The sequence below is a fragment of the Bacteroides sp. M10 genome (assembly GCF_014334015.1).
Classification (GTDB): domain Bacteria; phylum Bacteroidota; class Bacteroidia; order Bacteroidales; family Bacteroidaceae; genus Bacteroides; species Bacteroides intestinigallinarum.
The window spans coordinates 5,818,434-5,842,415 of record NZ_CP060488.1; the positions used below are offsets into that span (position 1 = coordinate 5,818,434).

Annotated in this window: 18 protein-coding genes and 1 pseudogene; 3 read left to right on the forward strand and 16 right to left on the reverse strand. The window is 42.3% G+C overall.

The annotated features are described in order from the left end of the window. Window positions 1–8: 8 nt before the first annotated feature. Both H8796_RS21650 and H8796_RS21655 read right to left on the reverse strand, forming a co-directional pair. Window positions 9–830 (reverse strand): MBL fold metallo-hydrolase, encoded by an 822-nt coding sequence (locus H8796_RS21650; protein WP_117934987.1) that lies wholly within the window; start codon window positions 828–830, stop codon window positions 9–11. A 148-nt stretch (window positions 831–978) separates the two neighbouring features. Next, the gene (locus H8796_RS21655; protein WP_117934989.1) at window positions 979–1,518 is read right to left on the reverse strand and encodes a flavodoxin family protein; all 540 of its coding nucleotides are present in this window, start codon (window positions 1,516–1,518) and stop codon (window positions 979–981) included. A 248-nt stretch (window positions 1,519–1,766) separates the two neighbouring features. Between H8796_RS21655 and H8796_RS21660 the strand changes: the two genes are divergently transcribed. Continuing rightward, on the forward strand, window positions 1,767–2,456 hold the full coding sequence (locus H8796_RS21660; RefSeq protein ID WP_074557955.1) for a Crp/Fnr family transcriptional regulator: 690 nt from the start codon (window positions 1,767–1,769) through the stop codon (window positions 2,454–2,456). A 234-nt stretch (window positions 2,457–2,690) separates the two neighbouring features. Here H8796_RS21660 and H8796_RS21665 read toward each other — a convergent pair whose 3' ends face one another. From H8796_RS21665 to H8796_RS21700, 8 genes and pseudogenes are all read right to left on the reverse strand, one after another. Beyond that, complete coding sequence (locus tag H8796_RS21665) at window positions 2,691–3,971, reverse strand: alginate export family protein (RefSeq protein ID WP_008999995.1); 1,281 nt, start codon at window positions 3,969–3,971, stop codon at window positions 2,691–2,693. Between the two features lie 29 nt (window positions 3,972–4,000). Beyond that, a complete protein-coding gene (locus H8796_RS21670; protein WP_074557958.1) occupies window positions 4,001–4,792 on the reverse strand; it encodes a cytochrome c biogenesis protein in 792 nt (263 codons plus the stop codon). After that, window positions 4,789–6,024 (reverse strand): cytochrome c biogenesis protein ResB, encoded by a 1,236-nt coding sequence (locus tag H8796_RS21675; RefSeq protein WP_117934991.1) that lies wholly within the window; start codon window positions 6,022–6,024, stop codon window positions 4,789–4,791. The genes H8796_RS21670 and H8796_RS21675 overlap by 4 nt, the downstream gene beginning before the upstream one ends. Window positions 6,025–6,036: 12 nt before the next feature. After that, the gene (gene nrfA, locus H8796_RS21680) at window positions 6,037–7,518 is read right to left on the reverse strand and encodes an ammonia-forming cytochrome c nitrite reductase (RefSeq protein WP_117934993.1); all 1,482 of its coding nucleotides are present in this window, start codon (window positions 7,516–7,518) and stop codon (window positions 6,037–6,039) included. Between the two features lie 39 nt (window positions 7,519–7,557). Continuing rightward, on the reverse strand, window positions 7,558–8,157 hold the full coding sequence (gene nrfH / locus H8796_RS21685; RefSeq protein WP_004297093.1) for a cytochrome c nitrite reductase small subunit: 600 nt from the start codon (window positions 8,155–8,157) through the stop codon (window positions 7,558–7,560). Window positions 8,158–8,264: 107 nt separating this feature from the next. Then, entirely contained in the window at window positions 8,265–9,554 is a 1,290-nt protein-coding gene (locus tag H8796_RS21690; protein ID WP_117934995.1) for a TolC family protein, read from the reverse strand. 21 nt (window positions 9,555–9,575) lie between these two features. Further along, window positions 9,576–12,685, reverse strand: a pseudogene (locus H8796_RS21695) (efflux RND transporter permease subunit). Between the two features lie 8 nt (window positions 12,686–12,693). Continuing rightward, window positions 12,694–13,722 (reverse strand): efflux RND transporter periplasmic adaptor subunit, encoded by a 1,029-nt coding sequence (locus H8796_RS21700; RefSeq protein WP_117935041.1) that lies wholly within the window; start codon window positions 13,720–13,722, stop codon window positions 12,694–12,696. 179 nt (window positions 13,723–13,901) lie between these two features. On the opposite strand from H8796_RS21700, the gene H8796_RS21705 reads away from it, so the two are divergent. After that, complete coding sequence (locus H8796_RS21705; RefSeq protein WP_117934997.1) at window positions 13,902–14,849, forward strand: AraC family transcriptional regulator; 948 nt, start codon at window positions 13,902–13,904, stop codon at window positions 14,847–14,849. Between the two features lie 102 nt (window positions 14,850–14,951). Here H8796_RS21705 and H8796_RS21710 read toward each other — a convergent pair whose 3' ends face one another. The 5 genes from H8796_RS21710 to H8796_RS21725 all read right to left on the reverse strand — a co-directional run bounded on the left by H8796_RS21710 (window position 14,952) and on the right by H8796_RS21725 (window position 21,286). Then, window positions 14,952–15,443 (reverse strand): DUF4625 domain-containing protein, encoded by a 492-nt coding sequence (locus tag H8796_RS21710; protein WP_004309723.1) that lies wholly within the window; start codon window positions 15,441–15,443, stop codon window positions 14,952–14,954. Then, entirely contained in the window at window positions 15,440–17,599 is a 2,160-nt protein-coding gene (locus H8796_RS21715; protein WP_117934999.1) for a TonB-dependent receptor, read from the reverse strand. The genes H8796_RS21710 and H8796_RS21715 overlap by 4 nt, the downstream gene beginning before the upstream one ends. 87 nt (window positions 17,600–17,686) lie before the next feature. Then, window positions 17,687–18,001, reverse strand: coding sequence for a hypothetical protein (locus H8796_RS25680; RefSeq protein WP_004297096.1), 315 nt, complete (start codon window positions 17,999–18,001; stop codon window positions 17,687–17,689). A gap of 146 nt (window positions 18,002–18,147) precedes the next feature. Then, entirely contained in the window at window positions 18,148–18,768 is a 621-nt protein-coding gene (locus H8796_RS21720; RefSeq protein ID WP_117935001.1) for a DNA-binding protein, read from the reverse strand. A gap of 271 nt (window positions 18,769–19,039) precedes the next feature. Then, window positions 19,040–21,286 carry a hypothetical protein gene (locus H8796_RS21725; RefSeq protein WP_117935003.1) on the reverse strand — a complete coding sequence of 749 codons (2,247 nt, stop codon included), beginning with the start codon at window positions 21,284–21,286 and terminating at the stop codon, window positions 19,040–19,042. A gap of 639 nt (window positions 21,287–21,925) precedes the next feature. Here H8796_RS21725 and H8796_RS21730 point away from each other — a divergent pair. After that, entirely contained in the window at window positions 21,926–22,645 is a 720-nt protein-coding gene (locus tag H8796_RS21730) for a WGR domain-containing protein (RefSeq protein ID WP_117935005.1), read from the forward strand. A 110-nt stretch (window positions 22,646–22,755) separates the two neighbouring features. On the opposite strand, the gene rsgA is transcribed toward H8796_RS21730, so the two are convergent. Further along, the gene (gene rsgA / locus H8796_RS21735) at window positions 22,756–23,844 is read right to left on the reverse strand and encodes a ribosome small subunit-dependent GTPase A (protein WP_117935007.1); all 1,089 of its coding nucleotides are present in this window, start codon (window positions 23,842–23,844) and stop codon (window positions 22,756–22,758) included. Window positions 23,845–23,982: the final 138 nt, after the last annotated feature.

The window sequence follows — 23,982 nt, forward strand, 5'->3', positions numbered from 1 at the left end:
TTATATATTTATTCCGAAAAATCAGTTTGAATTAGTTTTCCCGTGTAACTATAGAATGCTCTGTCACCAAAATCTTTGAAAAAGAAAGCGTATTTATCCACTCCCGTACAATGACAAACGCCAATTTGCCGGGGAAGGTATTCCTGCAAATAATCTGCAATGATCTGATATTTTTGTTTTTCCGCATTATGAATGTGAAAACCTCCGAGAAGTAACTTGCAGGGAGATTCAGGAAATGCAGCCCGAACGGTACGCAAGATATTGGTGATCCCCCGGTGAGAACAGGCGCTCAACACAGAAACTCCTTCCGGTTCCACTAACACCATTGCCAATTCATCCTGAAAGGTATCCGGTATTTTGCAACCATCTTCTTGCTGAACCCAGAAGCGTTCAAAATGGGTATCCTCCTGATTGATTATATCAATAGATGGAAAAAGAAAAACTCCGGGAAGCAGTTCGGTCTGCTCTGTGATAAAGCGGAAACGGGAAAGATCAAGATTTTGCGTATGCTTCATTCCATTCTCGCGTTCATCCTTGAATTTAGGAGAAAAGATTTCACGTTTACAGACAACGGTTGCCTGTGTATTCAATTCCAGAAAATAACGCAGTCCCCCCGTATGGTCACTGTGACCGTGGGATAATATTAAATAATCAACTTTTTGTAAATCAATGTGCAACAGACGGGCATTACGGATAAACAAGTCAGATGCTCCCGTATCGAAAAGAATTCTATTCCCTTGGATCTCAATATAGAGAGAAAGACCATGCTCTGCCTGCAATTTACGTCCATAGACACAATTCTCCACAAGAGTCGTTATTTTATAGCTCATGACGTTTAGTTATCAAACAAATAATGTAAAATAAAAAGTTCTGCCACAAAATTATAATAATTCTGTGGCAGAACAAGCAATCTAATCAATTAAAATTCTTGACTTTTCAATCTTTCTGATTGAATCCTTATTTTTATCCTTCAAAAGGTTATACCATTTTTCCCATCTTGTAAGCTTCCTGCATATAGGGAGTATCTTTAATTTCCCCTACCTTCCATGCACCAATTCCATAAACCGTTCCCTTTTCCTGCGGTCCTTCCAGGCAATCGAGGAAGCCACGGAAACCATCAATAGTACGTTCCATCATTGCTTTATTGTTTTCCGCAGCCGCAATAATGAAATAAAATTCCTTATTGGTTATTTCCGTATAGCGTGCACAGCAGCGGTCGATCATAATCTTCATCTGTCCGCACATGGTATAAAAATAGACCGGAGTTGCCATCACAATCACATCTGCAGCAATCATCTTCTCTACAATTTCCGCTGCATCATCTTTCTGCGGACAAGGTTTGCCGTACATACTGCAAACACTGCACCCCATACAAGGATGAACTGTTTTGTCTTTCAGAAAAATCATCTCCACTTCATTACCTGCTTCGAGAGCACCTTTCATAAATTCATCACATAATAAATCAGAATTACCACCTTTACGTGGACTGGATGAAATAATCAAAACCTTTTTAGCCATAACTTTACTTTATTACTTTTTATTTTCAGAATTCTTTCTATCAACGATTCACTTTGCAAAAGTAGAGAAATAAAAGTATATCGAATGTAGATAAATTACAGAGAAAGATACCTAAATTACAGTTTCCATATTTTACTGGTACTTTTTCTCTGTCTCTTGTATATATTTATTCAATAAATAGATCTGAAAGTTTTTTTCACTAATATATAATTCATATCTTTGTTCAGGATACGAACAATATAATACTAATGAAGAAAATACTACTGACCGACTCACATAAAGAAAAGCTGTTTCAAATCCCTCTCTTCCGGGACTTACCTCTGAACATCAAACTTTCTTTGCTTGAAAAGCTGGAATTTGTAGTCTATGCAGCAGAAAAAAAAGAGATCGTTGTAACACAAGGTACTCCATGCAATAAACTATATGTATTATTGGAAGGCAAACTACGCACAGACATTATAGATGGACTTGGAAACGAGGTGATGATTGAATATATTATTGCTCCGCGCACCTTTGCCACTCCGCATCTCTTCAGTTCAAACAATACATTGCCCGCCACTTTTACCGCTCTCGAAAATAGTGTGGTATTGATGGCAACTAAGGAATCGACCTTTAAGGTTATCAGTCAGGATCCACAGGTTCTTCATAATTTTCTTTGCATCGCCGGTAATTGTAATATCTGCACAGTGTCCCGTCTGAAACCTCTTTCACGTAAAACAGTGCGGGAAAGATTCATTGTTTATCTATATGAACATAAGAAAAAAGATTCATTGGTGGTAGATATCATGCATACTCAATCCCAACTCGCCGAATACTTAAATGTATCACGTCCCGCTCTATCTAAGGAAATCAATAAGATGATTAAAGAAGGACTTGTCACTATGGAAGGAAAACGAATAGAGATTTTAGATCAAATAACTTTAGAGAAATATCTGTAATAATCTATTCCATAACAATAAAGCTAATAAAGAGAGTGTGTCAAAACGCAGATTAACGCAAATTATCGCAGATTATTTCAATTATATTGATATATTAATCAACGACTTATAAATTATTTCTGCGATAATTTGCGTTAATCTGCGTTTTATTATTCATTATGACACACTTTCTTTTACAAACTCAAAACTTTTCAAAAATTCTCTCTCTATTTAATTCTTATTATTTCCTTGGAGTTACCATTTTACAAACAATATTTTCGGATTGATATTCAATGATACCCAACCCCAGTCCTGCCAGCTTTTATGATTGCCCGTTTTCACAGCATCCATTGTCTTCGTGCCACGCATAAAAGAATATCCGGCAGAGAGTTTCACATCTTTCATGATTGACCAGTTAATCTGATAATCAACTTCCGAACCTAATGATTTCTTTAAATCCTGAACTTTAACTGCTGTACTAAAGTAATGGTAATTAAGTTCCATATCTACCTTGTCAGATAGACGGAAACGACCTCCGATACGAGCATCCATCAATCCCGGTGCATAACCGTTTGCAAATGTAGAAGCATAAAAATAATCCATTGCTCCATAGAATTTATGATGGGTTCCATAAAGAGGATCAAAAGCCTTATACTTACCGCCATTTCCTTTATCACCGCTTAAATAATCAAAACTAGCCACGGCTCCCCATGTCTGATTAAACGTATAGGCGGCTTGTATGCTTCCCATCAAAGCTGAAACTTTCTCTGCAGCTTTATTCTTACCCATCTGATAGTAGAAAGCACCATCCAGATTCCAGTTACTATTCTTATAAGTGAGGTAAGTACCCATTGTTTGTAAATAGCGGGTATGAGAATCATCCGTGGCTTTATCACCCGTTTCCAATCCCAGATTCATAAACAATAAAGAAGCTCCGAACGGAACATTGTCCGCTTTATAATGATACCAGACGGTTTGCATATTCTTATAAGGCTGTCCGGTAGAAGAATCATAGTAAGTACCTCCACTTGTTCGATTGTCATTATTCTGGTTAAAAGCAAGAATCAGATGGACTTCATTATTTTTGTTGGCATATCCCAGCTTCAATGCATCGTGGTAACGGCCCGCTACATTCCAATCCAGTCCTCCCAAAATACGTTCATCATCATAAATCAATGACTGACGTCCTAGTTGAGCAAAGAACCCTTCACCAAAGTTCAGTTTCGCCCAAGCCTCATTCAACATAAAACGCCCATTCTTCTCAATCTGCGGGTCTTGTCCCCAAACACCGACATGCTGTGCCGACATCTTTAGTTCCAGATCCGAACGTTTATAATCCATCGAGAGGCGTGCACGGTTATTGATGAAAGATGTGGGAGCTACCCCTTCATCCCGTGGAGTCAGTGCACCATTCCGATACTCCGCACGAGGTCTGATTTGCATAGACATCGTAAATTCATTCTCTTTCTCCGTGTTTTGTGTATATGCCATGCTTGGCAATAGCATAAGCAAGAATGACCAATAAAGTGTTTTCATTGATATTGAAGTTTAAGTGATTCGATATTTCAATTTAAATTATAAGTATGCACACTGACTCCCTGTGCAGCCGGAAGGTAATTGATTCCATACCAGCACATTTGCAACAGAACAAATGATACTAACAGAATAATCAATGCAGGACGTGCCTTCAATGGCTTGCCTAATCTGAAATGGATATACACCAAATAAGCGAACCAGGTAGCTGCCGCCCAAGTCTCTTTCGGGTCCCAAGCCCAGTAATGCCCCCAGGCTTCTTTTGCCCAGATAGCTCCGGTAAGCATACCTAATGTCATAAATGCCAGACCTACATAGGTGAGGTTGTCACACAAATCCATTTCTTTCCGTTCAATCTCCTTCTTTTTGAACCAAAGCAGATAGACGGCCATCACCGTCGCCGCTCCCAACATAGCATAAGCAAACATATACACAATGACATGAGGGGCAAACCACGGACTTTGCAAAGCAGGCATCAACGTCTTATTATGAATCTCCGGTTTGAAGATATTGATACAAATAAAGACCAATGAAAGGATGCAACTGAAACTTAAAATCCATTTATACTTCCAGCGTGCATAGGTTATCAATCCCGCCAACGGAAGGAAGAAAGAATACCACAGCCGTGTCTCTCCCATTGTCCGCATCGGAGGACGTTCTAATGAAATCCACATTCCGATAATGAAACTGAAGAAAATAGCCAGACCTAAGAAAGTAAATCCATAAGCCCATCCCGGTTTTGTACCTTTCCAGGCAGCAAAAGCTCCCAAAGCCCAACAAACCAGTGCGGCTATTGCAAATAGTATAAAGTATTCCCAACTCATGCTTTGTCCTCCTCTTTCCTCTTTTGTGCGCTGACAAACAGACAGATGGCTCCTGCCATCATCATTATTATTCCTGTGTAAACAACCGGCAACCACGGATCGCGAACCAACTCGAAGACACTGATATCGCTCCATCGTCCCTTTGTTTCATCGTAACTAAGTTGATAAATTTTCCAACCTTCTATCTCCATCGGACGGTTCACTTCAATGGTTCCTTCCGTGATCGTTCCTTCTTGTGTGTAAATCTTCACTTCCGATGCAAATCGCTGCGGTTCCCGTTCCGGCATTACAATACTGGTTAAAGAATCCAGCCGGATTGCCTTATAGGGAAAAAGAAAACTACCGCAACTTACCCATCCCTCTTTGGTTGTTTGATTCTTCTGATTGACTGCTTTCAGATAGACAGCATAAGTCGCTCCCATCGAATGAAATTCAGTAAACTTCAAAGTATCTTCGGTAGCCACAGAAGCAGCCATCGGAATAGATTGCTCAATAGTTAGCTGCCAGTCCTGCAAGCTGCCATTTGTCACTCCCTCTTCCAACAATACATGTACAGGAGATTTTTCGGGAAGCGTACGGCCGGTTTCATTATCAATCAACATCAGTTTCGGAGGATATTCGTCGATAGTGAAATCCTTCAGTTCGATAGCCAGCGGAAGTTCAATCAGTTGACCTTTATCATCCGTAGCCCGCCATTCGGCACTTCCCATCCGGGTTGTCATTTTCAACCTTTGCATATCGGCATTTCCCAAAGTGGCTGTTATCAGTGCAATAAACAATCCGATATGATTCAGAAGGAAAGAAATCCTGCTGATCTTCAAAGAGAAACCGGTGCGAAGGATTGTCAGCCCCAAGGCGGTGACCATCCAAAAGTAGAGCAGGACAAAAGGCCAGGAAGAAATCATCTGCGAAAATCCCATCAGATCAGCCGGAGCATGACCGGAAGGAGCCTGCCGGATCAGTCCCATCACTACCGTCATGCCGACCACCCACAATAGAGACGAGACAGCAGCAGAATAATGACTCAACCATCCGAATAAATAGACACGTTTGCGAAGAAGGTGCATGGCTACCAAAGCAATGATATAAACCACTAACACAATCACATTGACCGGACAGGCAAACAGGTCCCAATGTATGGCTCCCACTGTCATTTGCAGCAATAGCCCTATCACCAGTAATCCTGCGCCAATCACCAGCCCTTCTTTATAACTCCATGGTTTGCTCCACATATATAAATTCTCTTATTTCTGTGCCAGACGGCCGTTTTCTTTCGCTTTCTCCAACCATGCCGGAACAGTTGTTTTCAGGAATTTCTCCTTAGCCGCTCTTTCAGCATCCATATCCAAGCCGATATATTCCTGTGCTTTTGCCTTTGTTGAAATGTCCGGCATCGGAACATCTCCCGTATATCCATTCTTCGCCAATACTTTAGATACAGCCAGACGGGCTTGCATGGCACGATCCAATCCATGAGAAAGAATTCTCTGAATTTCCTGCGGTGCATGGAATGAACCTCCGTGTGAAGCTACTCCGAAGTCCCAACGCCATTGTGCCTGACGAATCAGTGCGAGCACATCTTTCATCTGTGTTTCTGTAGCACCCTTGTCCCAGGCAAATTTAGCTTCGATATGTGCTTTTGCCAATTCCTGTTCCAGACGGTTACGGATTTCATTCGCTTTACGTTGGCGTTCGTACACATTATTACGTAAAGTCTCTTCACTTTCGCGGTGACAAACCTGACAGGTGCGGTCAATCATAGCCAACGGGCTTTGGATATGGTGATCGCTGAATTTCACACCACCTTCACTCTTATACGGCATGTGGCAATCGGCACAAGAGACACCTCTCTGTCCGTGGATACCCATCTGACAAATCTCATAGTCAGGATGCTGCGCTTTCAGAATCGGAGTACGGCTCAATTTATGAATATAATCATAGAAACTGGCCTCATCATAATAAGCCTCCATATCTTCTACCGTAAAACCTTTGTCCCAGGGGAAAGTCAGGTATTTACCATCCCCTTTGAAAAAATATTCCACATGACATTGTGCACATACCAATGAACGCATCTCCTGCGGAGTAGCTTTAGTGATGTCTTTGCCTTGACGTTGGAAAGCCTCTATCAAAGCGGGACGACTGATATGAAGATTCATTGTTTCGGGATCATGGCAATCGGAGCATCCGATAGGATTCACAATTTCAGCGCCCATAGCCCCCCATTTATTGTTATAGAAAGAATCGACACCCAATGCCTCCATCATACGGGGAACATCCGGACTCTTACAAGTCCAACAGGTAGACGGTTGAGGACCTTCAGTCGGGCTCATGGGCGAACCGGTACGCAAAGATGCCGTAATATCCTCAATGGCATGCATGTGTCCCCGTGGAGTGGAATAATCTTTTGAGAAAGCATATCCCGCCCATAGAATCACCATTTCAGGACGTTTTTCCAAAGCATCTACAGCAATATTTCCATTAAATTCACTCTCAAAGTCAGTCTTTGCAGTCTCCGTCCAAGTCTGGTATTCACGGGGAAAGTCATCCTTAAACAGTTCATTTCGTGCTTCAATCCCCTTGATAACGTTTTTACGGTTATTAAAAATGCTGGCAACTTCCGCCCTCCGTTCCATCAACGCAGAAACGCATAATCCCAAAACAAATACAACGACCATTGAACCTCCGAACAACAGCCATCCTTGCCATGATTTTAATTTCTTTTCCATTGTATATCGGTTTTATTATTTTATTACGTATTTCATTTCTTATTTATCTTTCTGATTCACCATCTTCCGGAGCCATTCGGGAACAGGCGATTCCGGAAGAGGAACAATCGCTCCCGGAGTACCGGACAGGGAATTCTTTCCACCATGAGGAACATCACGATGGCAATCCCAGCAAGCCTTCCCCTCTCCTACCTGTGACATCATATAATCGATCTTCCCCGTCTTCACAAATTCCGTATTGAGTTGTGTATGACAGCGGATACAATTATTCATAATCACTTCGGAACTGGCTTCATGAGCCTGAATGACCTGCGGCTCGCTTTTGGTAAGAAATGCAGCCACGTGTTTCATACCGTCCATACCTTTAAAGGTCCATTTCTTCACAGCATTTTCATGCGGCACATGACAATCATTGCAGGTGGCATTCCGGGCATGTGAACTATGGAACCAAGTTGCATAGTAAGGAGTCATGATGTGACAATTCACGCATGCAGCCGGGTCATCTCCAAGATAGGTATGCGCCCGGAGCATATACATAAACAGTGCTCCTCCACCCACAATAACACCGCCAATGATGACAGCCGCTACCTTCCATTTATAAGAAGGAAAGAGTCGATTTATTATTGGAAACTTCATCATACGAAAAAGTATTTTTCACAAAAGTAAAGGATTGAAAACAAAAAAGGTGTAATATCTATTACACCTTTCGAAAGAAAAAATACTCATTATGTAAAAAAACAGTATATCTATCGTCCCGTAGCCAGCAGATATTCCAGTTTCTTTATCTGATATTGAGAATAGGCATCTACATAAGTATCCCTACTTTGTTGAAACATAGACTGTGCATCCAATAAATCACTCATACTTGTGGTGCCTGCCTTGTAATAATCTTCATTCAATTTCAGATTCTCCGTTGCCTGTTCAATGGACTTCCGGGCAATCAGAATTTGTTTGTAAGCATCATCGACATCATTCCATGCTTTCTGCATCTTAATCATCAACAATTCTCCCGTATCATCCCGTTCATATTCCGCATACTTTAATTGTAACTTCTGCTTTTTAATGGCATGAGAACCACCCCACCAGTTAGATATGGGAATAGAAACGGTGGCAAAAGCAATACCAAAAGGATGAGATTTATCCATCAGGTCATCATACATATATCCTGCGCCAATGGCAATCGTAGGCAGATTCTTTCCAATTGCCAGATTTTTCTGCAGCCGGTTAGCTTCCACATTTTTCTCTAACAGATGATATTCAGGAGTCAGCACTAATGAAGCATGATGGTCCCTGCGAAGTTGTTCGGGAAAAACCGGAATGTCTTCCACCGGAATATCCGTCTCTATTTCAAAGCCGTCTCCTGTTTCACCGATATATTGTGCCAATACCATTTTGCTAAGAGACAACGCATTCTCTAACTTTATCCGGTTGCTGGCTACTTCATTCCTTTTCAGTTCCACCTGAAGCAGTTCGTTTCTTGTGGTCATTCCGGCTTTGACCGCCACTTCTACATCCTGATACAGGCGGTCCAGCATTTTCTGCACCGTAGTGAGCGTGGTCAACTTCTCCTGCAAAGTGACTATCTGCCAGTAATATTGTTCCGTGGTATAACTCACTTCATTTTCCGACTGACGCAACTGCCATTTACTCACTTCCACGCTCACTTTCGCCAGTTTGTTGCTATTCACAATCTGTCCGCCCGTAAACAAAGGTTGCGTAGCCGTAATGCTGCCCACAATTCCATTCTTCAACATAGACATTCCCATCCCTGGAGCCAATTCCATTTCAAGCAAACCTTTATTTGCATTAAATCCGGCTCCCGTAGCTCCCACCGTAGGGAAATAACCGGTAAATGCTTCTTTCTTTGTCTGCTCCGCAGCCTTCAAGTCTGTGTGAGCTTTCTTCATTTTTATATTGTGTGCCAATGCCATAGAGCGGCATTGCTCAAGCGTATAAGTCTTTTGCGCACACAAAGGAAACATCATGAATCCGCACAAAGCGAAAATCACTACTTTTTTATATTTATCCTGTCTCATTGTCTTTTGTTCTTCATTTAATTATTCCAATTCCAGTTTGGCAGACCGACTGCGTTTCCGCGTTGTTCCGCTCATCATCAACCAGTAACATACCGGCATCACAGTCAGAATAAACACCATTGTAATCAGTGTGCCATAGAAAATAACGGTTCCCATCGGCATCCACAGTCCACTGCCTCCCAATATCATCGGAATGACTCCCATAGAAGCAGCTGCCGATGTCAGGAAGATAGGGCGCATACGCCGTTGTGCCGAATGATAAATAGCCTGATGCGCTGTCATTCTTTCATTATTCCGAAGCTCTTCGGCATAGTCGATCATAATGATGCCGTTACGTACCAGGATTCCCATCAGGCTGACAATTCCCAAGACGCAAGTCACACCAAAGTCGACACCCTGTATCAGAATACCGACAGCCGTACCGAATAGGCAAAGCGTCAGGCACATCAACATCATAACTGCCGTACTGATACGTTTAAAGTGCCAAAGAAGAATGAAGAAGATAATCACAACAGCAATACAGAGTCCTGCCATGATATTAGGCATCTGCTCTTCATTTTCTTCCAGCTCACCGCCATAAGTCAATGTCACTCCCTCCGGCAAAGACAAACCGGACAACTTCTCCTGCACTTTGGCGGTTGCATTCATCACGTTTATTTCACGGCCTACTTCCGCCATTACAGTAATGGTCCTGATTCCGTTGCGGCGTACAATCTGTCCATCGTTCCATACAGGAACAATCTTTGCAATCTGGCGTAAAGGTACAGTTGCCAGTCCGCCGGATGCGGCAATCCGCTCGTCTCCGAGGTCCTGATAGCGGGCAGAGTCTGCCTTGGTGCTTTTCAGCACAATATTGATATCATAATCGCCTTCCCAGGCAGTGGCAACGGGGAAACCACTTCCGTAGCGCATAGCAAGTGCCGTTTCCAATGAAGCGTTCGTTATTCCCAGCCGGATGGATTCATCTTCATCCAGTTCAATCCGGGTAGCTGCCAACGGTTCATTGAAGTTAGTCCGCACCAGTTCCAGTTCCGGCATTGTACGCAGGATCTCCACAATTCTGTCGGCCTCATCCTTCAATACGGAAAGGCTGTCGCCACTGATACGCACTTCCACAGGATTGACCGCCTCACTATATCCTAATTGTTTGAAACGCACTACGGCTTCCGGGAAATAACCCGAATATCGGGGAGTATATTCATCCAGAAGTTCCAGTGTGGCATCTACTCCGGTCGTATTCACGATAAATTGGGCAAAGTTGCTTCCTCCCATTTGTGGTGCATACGAGTTTTGGAAACGGGGTGAAGAAGTTCCTTTAAAAGAAGCTACCGATAACACCCGGGAATCCTGACGGAGAATATGCTCCAGGCTATCTGCTACCTGTGTCGTTTTCTCTACTGCCGTGCCGGTTGGCATATAAATCTCTACGGCAAACTAATCCCGTTCTGCGGTAGGCATCAGCTTTTGCGGCAAACTTCCCACCAGCACGATGCCTACAACAACAGAAAGTACCCCTAAACCAATCGTTATCCGTGGATAAGCGAAACATTTATCCAAGAGCCAGTTGTATCCAGTCTGCAAGCTGTCCAAAAAAGAAAATTTCTTCTTTCCGCCCTCTGGGAACTCACTTTTAACAGGCTTCCGGATAAAGTAAAACTGCAGAAAAGGAACCAACAGTTCGGCAACCAGCAATGAAATCATCAGTATCAAGGTAGTAGCCCACGGAAAGCTCATCAGGAAGTCATGTGTCATGCCCGTCATTGTAAACAGGAACGGGAAGAAAGTAATACTGATAGCCAAAGTTGCCGAAAATATAGATTTGAAGAAATGAGTGGCACTCTCAATAGAGGCATGCCAACGGGACATTCCTTCCGATATTTTTTCCAGATAGCTATCGATTATCACAATAGAGTTATCCACAATCATTCCCAATGTAACGATCAGTGCTGCCAATGTTACCGTATTCAATTCAATACCAAAAGCGTAGAATAAGCCCAGAGAAATAAATATAGTGACGGGGATGGTGGATGCCGCTACCATCGCCACTCTGAAGGGCATCAACAGCATTACTACAATAATCACAGCAATAACGGCAATCAACAGTTCTTTCAGGAAAGTGATTACACTGTCGTTCACTACCTTACTCTGGTCGGTAATCTTAAACAGTTGCACGTCCGACGGTAAGGTTTTCTCATATTCCACCAGCACTTCTTTCACCTCATTGCCCATACGGACAATATTCTTATCCTTCTTCATTTCCACACTAAGAAGCAGGCATTTTTTACCATTGTTCGTAATTACCGATTCCGGTACAGGGTATTCTTTTACAACTCTTGCTATATCTTTCAGGCGAACCGTATTTCCCATCGGATCGGAATAAACAATCATCTCCTGCACATCCCGCAGTGTATTCAGAGATTTAGCAATATAAACGGGAGAGATGTAGTCGTCAGTTTTTATCCGTCCGGCAGTGGTCGTAAACCCTTTTGTAAACAGGGTTATTGCAAGGGTTTGGTCGTTAATTCCGTAATGAGACAGGCGGTCACTATCGAGATAGATCGAAATCTGTTCTTGCTGCATACCGTACGTGTTCAGCCGTCCTACACTTTCTATCCTTCTCAATCTGTCTTTCAGCCCGTCCATATAGGTGTTCAGTTCGCGATAGGTTTTATCCCCGCTCTCCATCGTAACCAGTAAAGCCGACGTATCGCCAAAATCATCCATCACCTGAACAGCCAACACTCCTTGCGGCAATTCACTCTTAAACTGCCCGACTCCATGTTTAAACTTGCTCCAAAACTCATCTTTATTATTCAAGTCATCATTCAACTGTACCTGAATAATCACCATGCCATCCTTACAGGTAGAATGAGTTTTTGCTTTCTTCACCTCTTTATAACTGAATATGTAGTTTTCCAAAGGCTTGGCCACCTGCTCTTCCATTTCCGCAGCAGTAGCTCCCGGATACACAGCGGCAACAACTCCCTGCCGGATCGTAAAATCGGGAAACTCATTCTTTTTCATCTCGGACAGTCCGTAGACTCCAAATGCCACAAACAGCAGGTAATCAATATAATAACCTGCCGGTAATGCATCGCCCACTCAACGACGCTACGCTTCTTTGTCTTCATTTCCTTTTTCATTTTTCCGTTGTAATCCGTGTCTGCACACTTACTTTCTGCTGTCCTTCAACAATCACTTCATCTCCGGAAACCAGTCCGTTTTTAATCACTACTCCCCGATCGGTCAGTTCTCCTGTCTGCACCATTCTTTTTTCTGCTCTCCCGCGTGTATTCACCCACACAAACGAACGGTTATTTTCATCCAGCTGAACAACCTGAACCGGCAGCACAAATACCTTCGCTTCTCCCTCCGATTTATTCATATACATCTGACAAATCATACCCGGCATCAATACCTGTTCCGGATTATCTACCAAAACTTTTACTTCATACGAACGGGACAAAGCATTTGCCGCTACTCCTTTCTCAATGATACTGCCTTCAAACACCCGATTATCCAACGCAGGAACCATAATCCGGGCAGTCTGTCCAATTCTGACTTGTGCTATTTCATTCTCGGGTACAGCCACTTTGACTTTAACCTGATGAATAGTGACCAGTTTTACAACCGGCATTCCCGGCATCACATTCTGTCCGGTTTCCACACTCTTTTCTGAAATAATACCGCTAAACGGTGCACACAACCGGCAATCGTCCAGGCTCTTTCTGGCAACCTGTTCGGAAGCAGCCGCCTGTTTCAATTTACTCTGTGCCTCCACCCACTGTATTTCAGGCAGACTGCCATTGTCGTGCAACTGTTTCAACCGCTGATAAGCATCTTCGGCTTGAGCAAGCAACGCGGCAGATGCATTATAAGTGTTCTGCAAAGTAGACTCGTCTACCGTAGCAATGATTGCTCCTTTCGCGACCCGCTGACCAACTGTTACCGCTATCTGCCCTATCGTTCCTCCCACCGGGAAACTCAAAGTAGAACCTGTCATTTCTTCGATAGTTCCCGAAAATCCCTGCGTGCCATTCAACGGGATTTTTTCCATCGTCACTACTTTTACCTTCACAGGTTCCATCTCTGTCGTCTCTCCTGTTTGTTTGCATCCCATCAATAGCATGCCGAACACTAATGTTACCCAATAATAGCTCTGTTTCATTTTAGTTTTCATTTTACTGATTACATCATTTTCTTTTTTCGCCTGCGAAGATGTAGATTTTTCGAACAGTTGCAGTGTTCTTTAAAAGCCAGCAAGTGTTCCATTTTTCAAGAAGATATGCCTAATAAGAAAAATAGAACACTATCTCCGCCAAATCGGACGCATCATCTTTGGAAATAATGACCATATTTGCAGAAATAATAAGTAAGAATGGAACAATGGAAATGAAAGAGAGCAATATTATCCATGAGATAAATATGGATAATATCAAAAATGAGGAAGCCTTGGTTGGTCTACTGAATTATATGGACGGAGACATTGCTATTGCAGATGATATCAGGGAACTGCCCTACAATGATAATTCTACCATACAACTGAATATGCTGATTATTATCATGTGTATCAAAGGTAAGTTGCAACTGGATGTCAACAGTAATACGTATGTGGTTCATTCGAACGATCTTTTGTTTTGCCGTCCCAATATTTTATGCAACAATTACATGCTTAGTCCGGATTTTGAAGGAAAAATAGTGGGATTCTCCGAACGCATTCTCCAACATTTCTTTTTCAACAGCAGGAATATCTGGAACAAAGCCTTATATATCAGCAAAAACCCCATAATACATCTGAATGAAGAAAAACAAAGCAGTTTTGAACATTACTATGAATTGATTAAACTGAAAGTCAACCAACCGCCACACATCTATCATAAAGAGATTATGCGTTCTCTCCTGCAAGCTGCCCTTTACGAATTGCTGGTGGATTTGGATAAGCTCATATCATCTGACGAAGACAATTTGATGAGACAGGGAGATATTCTGTTCAAGAACTTTATGAAATTACTGGAGCAGACTAAAGGAAAAGAACGTTCGGTAGCATACTATGCCAAAGAGCTTTGTGTCACTCCTAAATATTTATCTTATGCCTGTAAAGTTGCCAGTCAGAAAACAGCTTTGAAATGGATACATGACTACACGACGGAAAATATCAGGTATATGTTGAAACACTCCGAGAAATCGATCAAAGAGATTTCTGACGAACTGAATTTCCCCAATATTTCTTTCTTCGGAAAGTATGTGAGAGCCCATTTCGGGATGTCTCCAAGAGAAGTGCGGAAGACTTTTTGATATACGACGGTTTCCATATAAAGAATTCCCCTTTATTTCAACCTTTCCGACTTACAAGTCGGGCTAAAATAAAGGGGATTTCTCCGCGTTCAGCAAGTTGTCTTATTCATCATGGTGATGGTCTTCATCTTCCACCTCATTACTCAATTTGATATTGCGTGCGATATAAGATTCGTTACCTGCGGCATCCGTGCAATAAACCATCAAATGATAATCTCCTGCAGTAGCATTGGCCGGTATTACAATATCATGATGATGAATATGGGCGGTTTTCTGTCCGGACACATCGTAGGATCTGTTGAAACTAAAATCTACTGTTTCCTGTGCAGCCCTGCTATTACCTCCGTGTGAATGGTGGTCGAAATTACTATGAATTTCAATCTTATAGGATTTCAGCATGACATCATCCGACAAATCCATTTCAAAATGAACCCCATGTTCGTTTCCTATCTCCAAAGCCTGACCTTCTTCCGGTTCGTGAAGTTCAATCAGAGGTTTGGTCGTATCGCTGGAGTCATCATTATCACAAGAGGAAAACATGAAAGTAACTGTTGCCAAAAGGCTAATCATTGGGAGATAAAATTTATTTTTCATTTCAGTAATTTTTTAAATGGAACTTTGATTAATATCTGGAAGTTACGTCCCGGTTCGGGGATTTCAACTTTCCTGTAAAAACTAAGATGATTGTAATATCGGGTATCGAATATATTCCGGGCGGTCAGGGTTATTTCAATCTCATTGTTTCCACCTATCGGAATATTCAATGAACCACCCAGATGAAAGAGATTTGCTCCAGCTGTACGGTCTTCGTTACGGTCCACTCTATTTTGCCGGGCAATGCTCTGCCATTCTGCATATACCATATACCGATTCTTTTGCCAGGTTAATGTATTGCGCATAACAGGAGGTGGCGAGAAACTCAATGGAATATGTTCATCACAATTATAGGTGTAAACGTATTCAGCGGAAATCCGATAATTGAAGTTGCGCAGAAAATCAACATCTACGGTAGCTTCAGTTCCTGCAAATAGCGCTTCTGCTCCGGTATAACGATAGATTTGTCCGGCATGAGGCAATACAGACCACTCTCCGGTAGGACGCAGAAAGATGTAATTGCTGAACCAACTGACAAATGGAGAGACGGAGAAAGAAATTCTCCGGTACTTCAGATGATAAGAAGCATCCAGTTGCCAGCCTTGTTCGGACTTTAGATTTGCATCTCCCTGTTCATGGCGGAAAGTGCCGTGATGTACACCGTTGGCAGCCAACTCATTCGCACCGGGCAGGCGGAAACTACGCCCGATATTCACCTTTACCAGATGCTTGTCGGAGGGAGTCCATACCAATCCCAGAGAAAGAGAATAATCACCGTAGTGCTTATTCACAGAGTGACTGTTCCACTTGTAGAAGTCTATCTGTTCCGGATCATAGCCCTGTTTCCGAAGATAATCGGCAAGGTAAGTATCTTCATGCGAAGAGATATTCATATATCCGTAGTCATATCGCACTCCTCCGCTGACGGAAAACACATTGTTGGGTCTGTATGTCGTAAGCCAAAGCATTCCGGTAGTGGAACGGCGATATTCAGGCAGTAAAAACGAATAGCCGGAAATGTCGTTCCGTTGATGTTGTCCATCCCACCCCAATGTATGTTCCCACGAAGAAGAACCAATAAAACGAGCTTTCACCGAAGCACTGAAAGTGTTCAGATTAAAAGCAAGTTCCTTGTCGGGGTCTTTCTCCGGTGCGGGTTGCGAACCATAGTGAGTATGGAAAGCACTCCACTCTTCACGGTGATTGTTCTGGAAACCTAAATCGCCTGACAAGATCAGTTTCTCCCATGCATATTGCTGGTGGGTAGTCACTTTCAGGTGATTCACTTTACTGAATGGCAATTCAATATTACGGCTGTCTCCATCATCTTCCACACGTGACGCATCGGGTATGCCATGTGCCCCCGGGAAGAATCCCGTCTTTTGATATACATTACTCACAGCATAATTCGCTTTATAGGCTCTTCGTTGATATTGGGTAAAAAGTCCGATATTGCGTTCAATGCCTGCTGTATTCTTGAGTTTACGCCCATATATGGGAATTCTTTGTGTCAGGTAGACAATAGAATCCGTCGGAATACGATAGTCACCGAAATGTTGTTCCGAATAACGGATATGGGAGTACCAGGCATTCTTCCTGATTCCCAGCATCAGTGATCCTCCAATGGTTCCATTGACTGATTTACCCAGCAGTGTGACATCTCCGAACACACGATTATCAGCAGGAACAGCCGACGGAACAACATCAATCACTCCTCCCATTGCATCACTGCCATAGAGCAGTGAGGAGGGTCCTTTCAATACATTGACTGCTCCGATATTGAAAGCATCCAGTTCTAGTCCGTGATCGGCTCCCCATTGTTGTCCTTCCTGTTTGATTCCGTTTTCCAATACAGCAATCCGGTTGAATCCCATTCCGCGAATCATCGGTTTGGAGAAGCCCGAACCAATATCCATTGCCTGTACTCCGGGAATATTCTCCATCGCCTGCATGAAGTTTCCTGTAAAATGTTTGCGCAAAAAATCCTGATCGGCTACATCAACCGTAAGGGCAGACTTTTTCGCTTGACGTTGCTGGTACGTTTCGGTTACCACAACATCAGGCAAAAGCATGCTCTTGATTGAATCGGATTTCTGTGCATGGACGGATAAGGTTACAAATAGCCCTATTACGCCCGAAATAATTCCGATACGCATCAATTACAATCTTTTATTTAATGTGTAAAATGAATGTGAGGATAGATTGAAAGCCAATCTATCTCCATTGAAAATATGAGTATGTAATCATGCGACCGGAGGCCCGCGTAAATGATGCGAATAAGTCCGTTTGCAAACAACCTTATCCTGGTAAATAATCGGCTCGTAGGGCACGAGCGTCAGTGTGCAATGAAATTCTATCGGTTGAGGTTCAGTAAAGAAAGAAAGGGAGTATTGGCAAATCGCACAATCATCGGATGATTGGTGAGAATGCTTTGCATGGGAACACGACTTTTCATCCTCACTTCCATGATAGTGAAAGGTTTTCACTACAAAGAAGGGAATGAATGTCATGAATAACATCCATGCTATATATACCCTTATATTTTTCTTTTGATACATTCTCCCTCTATTGATTAATAGAATAGCGGGACAAATATAACAGTATGAAAAATAATCAGCAAGTTATGCATCTTAATATGTGTTACCGTGAATGACAAAAAACACAAAGCTGTCAGTAAACAGCACGAGGATTTTTTAGTTGATTATCATTCTTCCTGTTGCCAGACATAAAACACGGTTCTTCCAGCCCCACGTTTACGAAGAATCCCTTTCTCAATGAAAGTATTCAAATCATCTATTGCTTTCAGTCGGGAAAGTCCGGTCAGGCTACTATATTCCAATCGAGTAATACCACCATTTTTCTTTAGAAATTCCTGTAAAAGCTGTTGGCGTTGCTCCATAGAAAATTCCACTTTTTGAGAAGAGTGTTTGGATTTGTCCACACGTTCCAACTCTATCTCACGCTTAATCTTCCTTTTGAACTCTTTGAAAGTACGCAAATGCACGTTATCAAAACAGATTGATTCGGCACGAATCTCCCGTTTAGTCATTACTTTATGTGTACATTTCAAAGAGATGCTGAAATGCCCGAGTTCGCCAAGTTCTACAACATATCCTTCTGATAAAGCTTCGGCAAGTTCATCGATCACAATTCCCACCACTGCATCTATCACATTATAATTAAATGTTTGGGAAGAGTGGGACACACGTTCCAGAAACTCTTTTTTCGAGTAGGTTCCGCTTGGGACAATGCGGGCATGAAGAGGTTGTTGTTCTCCTGTATTCTGAACGTCCGGTGTCTCATATAAATCATACTTTGCACTCATAAGTATCTTCGTTTTATTAGGTTTATGTATTTATACTCCTTTTGACTAACATTTAATCTCTTCAATACGAGGATTTAGTCCTAACTATACATAAAATTAATCGTCTGACTATAGTGTACTTTTCGTCTGACTGTAGTTTAATTTTCGTCTAACTATAGTCAGACGAAAAGTACACTATAGTCAGACGATTAATCTATCGCATACAAAGGTATAACTTTATGCGATGCGACCTTTAAATCTTAGGAGGAAAAAGACAATTCCTCCCAAGAATTTAATCACCCAACAGTAATTTAGTCACAGCGGCAGTATTCAATGCCCATTCACGGGTATATATCTCATCCGCTTCCGGAATATCAACCAACTTCAATCCCTGCGCCTGCGCTTTGACGGCTAACAGTTCACCGACAGTTGTTTTCGCTTCCAGCTTATCCAGATACTTTTCAATGGTCTGTGTATCCAAAGCAAGAATCGTCTGTCCACCAAAAGGAATTTCCAGCCAAACGATTTCCCGTTCTTTCACTTTCAGAACTCCGAAAACAAGTCCTTTCTGCAAACTTTGGGAAATACGTACCTGATGTTGTACGCAAGAAGGATCGTAAGCTACTCCTGTTCTTTCCGATATCTTCATTGGATAGACAGAGTTCATCCAACCTACCACCAGATTAGGAGCGATAGTCCCATTGCTATATGCATTGCAAGTGAAAGCGACATATTCCGCACCTACCCGGTTCAGTTCATTCAAATCCAGCTCGATATATTCGGCAGTACCTTTCTTATCAGGAATACCTCGGATATCCCCGCTATGTTTAGCGCCAATAGCTTGCAAGTTGAAGAAGGAACAAACTTCTGTTGTGGAAGGCAAAGTGATATGACAACTTAAGTCCATGTCAAGATGCTGTGCCGGAAGCCCTTTTCCCCACTGCATAAACAATCGCACTTTATCTCCCTCTACCGAGAAACGCGTTCCCTGCAAAGCACAGGAAGTATCCTGAATTGTTTCGCTACGATCACCGATAGCCAACGGAATATGGAACAACATAGGGTCAATATACATACTTTTGTTTTCACTTTCGACAGCTGCACTGGCGAAACGGGCAGCTACGACTTCCTTACACAAATCCTGTACATCCTTCACCATCGCTTTTAGCTGATCCTCCATATACAGCCCCACCAAATAATGAGGTTCTATCAAAAGAGCATCCCCCCCTAAAGGTTTCACCATTCTCTTACGTCCCGGTTCAAAGTAGCTCTCTGCATACATACCCAAAGTAACGACCAAACGTGCCGGCAACAAATGAACCACTTCTTTAAATGCAGCCAACGTCTCTTCCGCTCCGAACCAAAGCATATTCGCAAATAAAGAACGTGCAAACATACCCGGTCGCTGCTTTAATAAAGCAAATGTCTGTTTCGCATCCGCCTTCAAACGGTTGCGCTCCACTTCTCCCTGCCAAACGGTATATGCCTGGCGGTAGAATATATCCATCAATTCCTTCAAATTTCCGAATTCCGGCTTACGGGCATATTCCGCCAGACGCAACGCACGTATCATACGTACCCACATCTCTCTTTTCGGATGCATGATTTCGCAAACCTTCTCCGGAGCCATTGTCAGGTTGTTCAACCAAAGAGCTACCATTTTACATTCACGACGCGTATATTTCAACTTCAACTCCTCACGCTTCGCTTGAGCTGCCGAACGACTTTTATCCAAAACTCCACATATATGTGTGTTGTTTCTACCTGTTTTACGGATAATAGTCTTAGGCTCTATGATTTGCAGGAATCCGGTTTTCTTATACCACAGATAACGCAATATATCATTCGGAGTAGAGAAATAGATTTGCGCTTCCTGCGCTCTATCCTGTTCCACCAATGTATCTATCACCAACATCAATGTCTCCTTCATTTTGATTCCGACTGCCGGTAACGGAAGTTCGCCAAGCATTATTTTCAAGCTATCCGCTTGTGTGGCATCAAGAGCCGTACGCGATTCAAGCAAATCACAGAAAAAAGCATTCAGCTCCTTGTCCTGCCAAAGTTCCAGCACTTTCAGTTTACTTCCCTGTCCGAAGTATTCCGTAGTAGCCGTTTGGAATGGAGTTCCGCAGAACGGACAACCATTGTACCGCTCCATAGGGAATGTATTATCAGGGATCACGTGTCCGCAAGGTAGTTTAACGCCTTCCTGGCTATTAAACAGGTTAGCAATCCATGTAACCAGATGATCCAAACGCGTTTCTCCGGTAGGTACATCCCACCCTTTCACCAATGGAGCCCAGTTTAGCGTCACGCCCAATGCTTCTTTCATCACCTGAAGAATCATCATCTGTTGAGCCGGATATAACTGATTAACGGCATGCAGCAGTTCTTCGGATAAGCTATATCCTACTTTACGGAGTTGGGCTACCAATGCAATGGTAGTCGAAGTCAACTCTTCCTGCTTTTTCTCTTCTTCTATCAAAGGCAAATAGATTGCATTCTGCCTGATAGACACTTTCAACAAATCTTTATTCATAACTTTGTTTTTTTTAAGTAAGGTAATCGGAAGACTGTGAATCAATGGAGCATTCCTGCGGTTTTGAAGTAAGTCTTCCTTGACCTTAGTTGATAAAAAGAGGTAGAACAGGCCGGATTCGAACCAGCGTTATCCACCGTTAAGAAGTAAGCCCCGGTTGACCTCATTTCAGATAATCCCGAAGCTACTGTCCTACCTCTATATTTATTTTTTGTGGAGCAGGCCGGAGTCGAACCGACGACGGTCACGGGATAGGAGTAAATCTTAATTGACCTTTTTCATCAGGATAATCTCAAGATTAAAGATGATGCTCTACCCACTGAGCTACTGCCCCTTTACGAAACAGGAAAACTGATAATCGTATGAGTCAATATCTTAACAGGATGTATGGAAGTAACCCGTACTTGACCTGTTTTCTTGTTTCTTCGACAAAGATAGATGCAGTGGTGCGCAGCCTTTTTGCGCAGCTAAAACTTTTTTGCTCTTTTGAAGAAAAAACAGTAAAAAATGAATAGTTGAGGGCTATTTTACGAAAATTATAGAAGAAAGACAGAGACACATAGGTGATAACTCAAGCGTTTTCATACTTTTGTGCATAGTAAAGATATGAATATCTCTCCCAACAATAAATACAATATTATGAAAAGAGCATTTATTTATAAAGATGAGAAATCTCACAAATTTTGGTGCATTGATTATAGTGGCTGTGATTTTGCCGTAAATTACGGTAAGTTCGACAGTATCGGCAAATTTGAAATCAAGGAGTTCGATACGGAAGAAGAGTGCCTGAAACAAGCTGAAAAACTGATTCACTCAAAAGAGAAAAAAGGATATGTAGAAGATACCAGTTTCAACTTCATGAACAGGATTTATATTGATTCTGAAGAATATGGCTTGCATCCCAAAACTTCCCATCCCCGATTTACGGAACACTTCACGGAAGAGTTCTATTACGATTGTGCAGACGAAGAAGCACCATTCGGCAGCGATGAAGGAAGTGATACCTTAGATTCTCTTGAAGAATCTATCAGAAAGAATCCCAAGCTCAACTTTTCGGACTATCCTAAGTATTTGATAGAACACGATTGGGGCATGGAATATATGCCTGTCGAAACTCTCGAACCGGAAAAGGTCAAAAAACTGGCTTCGAAAAAGGAAATGGATATGACGCAGAGCGACATGGTGACTTATGCCACCGCTTTTGGGCAAATTAAAATCACAGGAAATCTCTCACCCGATCTGCAGGAACGTGCCATTAATGCCATAAAAAGACTTTCTCTGGTTTGGGAAAACGAACTGACAGAAATCCAAACCAAAATGATTGATGATTTACTTTCATTTACTATGAAAAAAGACTGATTATACGAAACAGACAAGTAGCATGACAAGAATATGTACCCTCTCCTCAAAGGTGATTTCTATTTAAACGATGCAGGTATCTGAAAATACCTGCATCGTTTAAATAGAAATCAGCGATTTGCCTTACGATTCTTTACTTCTTCTACAAGTTTTGTAAAGGACTTCTCCTTTTTACGTTTCTCATGTTCGGAAGCAGAAAAGTGCCACGCTTCCCGGCGAAGTTTCAGATAGCTTGCATAAACTTTATAATCTAACACACCGCTATTGACTGCTTCTAAAACAGCACAACCCGGTTCGTTGATATGCTTGCAATCTTTGAAACGGCACGATTCTGCATAGTCAGAGATTTCAAGTACTTCGGCCAGTGAGTCTGGATTGTCGATAACCAAGCCAAATTCACGCACACCCGGAGTATCAATTAAAACACCCGAACCGTTCATCAATACCATTTCCCGACGGGTCGATGTATGCCGGCCTTTTCCTGTGGACAGGCTTATATCGGAGGTAAGCAACACAGATTTTTCACAGAGTGCATTTACCAGAGAACTTTTCCCGACACCCGAAGAACCGACAAACACAACAGTTTCTCCTTCTGATATGGATTCCCGCAGCCGGAGAATCGTTTGGGGTTGATGAATACTCGTAAAAAATACGGGTATCTGATTGGAGATATGCTTTATTTGTTCTTCAACACTCTGCCTGTCAAAATCTAAATCGGATTTATTAAGTACTAATACAGGCTTGATGTTTTCTTCTAATACCTGAACCATAAAACGTTCTACTCTGCGGACATTGAAATTATCGTCAAGGCTCTGCACAATAAATGCTTTATCGACGTAAGAAGCAATGGCCTGCCTATCGGCAACTGTACCGCTTTTCTTGCGATACAATGTCCGCTCACGAGGTAGCATATCGACAATAATCCCTTTATTCTCATCAAATGGTTGAAAAAGCACCCAATCACCCGTACAGGGTAATTCAGTATCAGATTTCCCATACATCATGTTTCCCGTGAGTTCACACTGAAACAATCCGTTTTCGGAAACGACCTCGTAGCAGGTACGGTGTACTATGGATATACGTCCATGAGGAAGAGTGCTGTAGAGTGATTCTTGTTTTAGTTGGCTTAGTTTATCATTCCAGCCATACCAGTTTAAATTAACGTCGAATTTGTGAATTGTTTGATTTTCGTTATTCATGATCTTAATGTATACAGCGCACACGTCACAAAGCACCACGATGCTTTTAGCACCCTTGTACGCAAGTTAAAAATTGAAATTATAAAGACATAAAGAGTACTCCCGGAAGGAATCATCCGAGAGCAAACGAAAGGACAA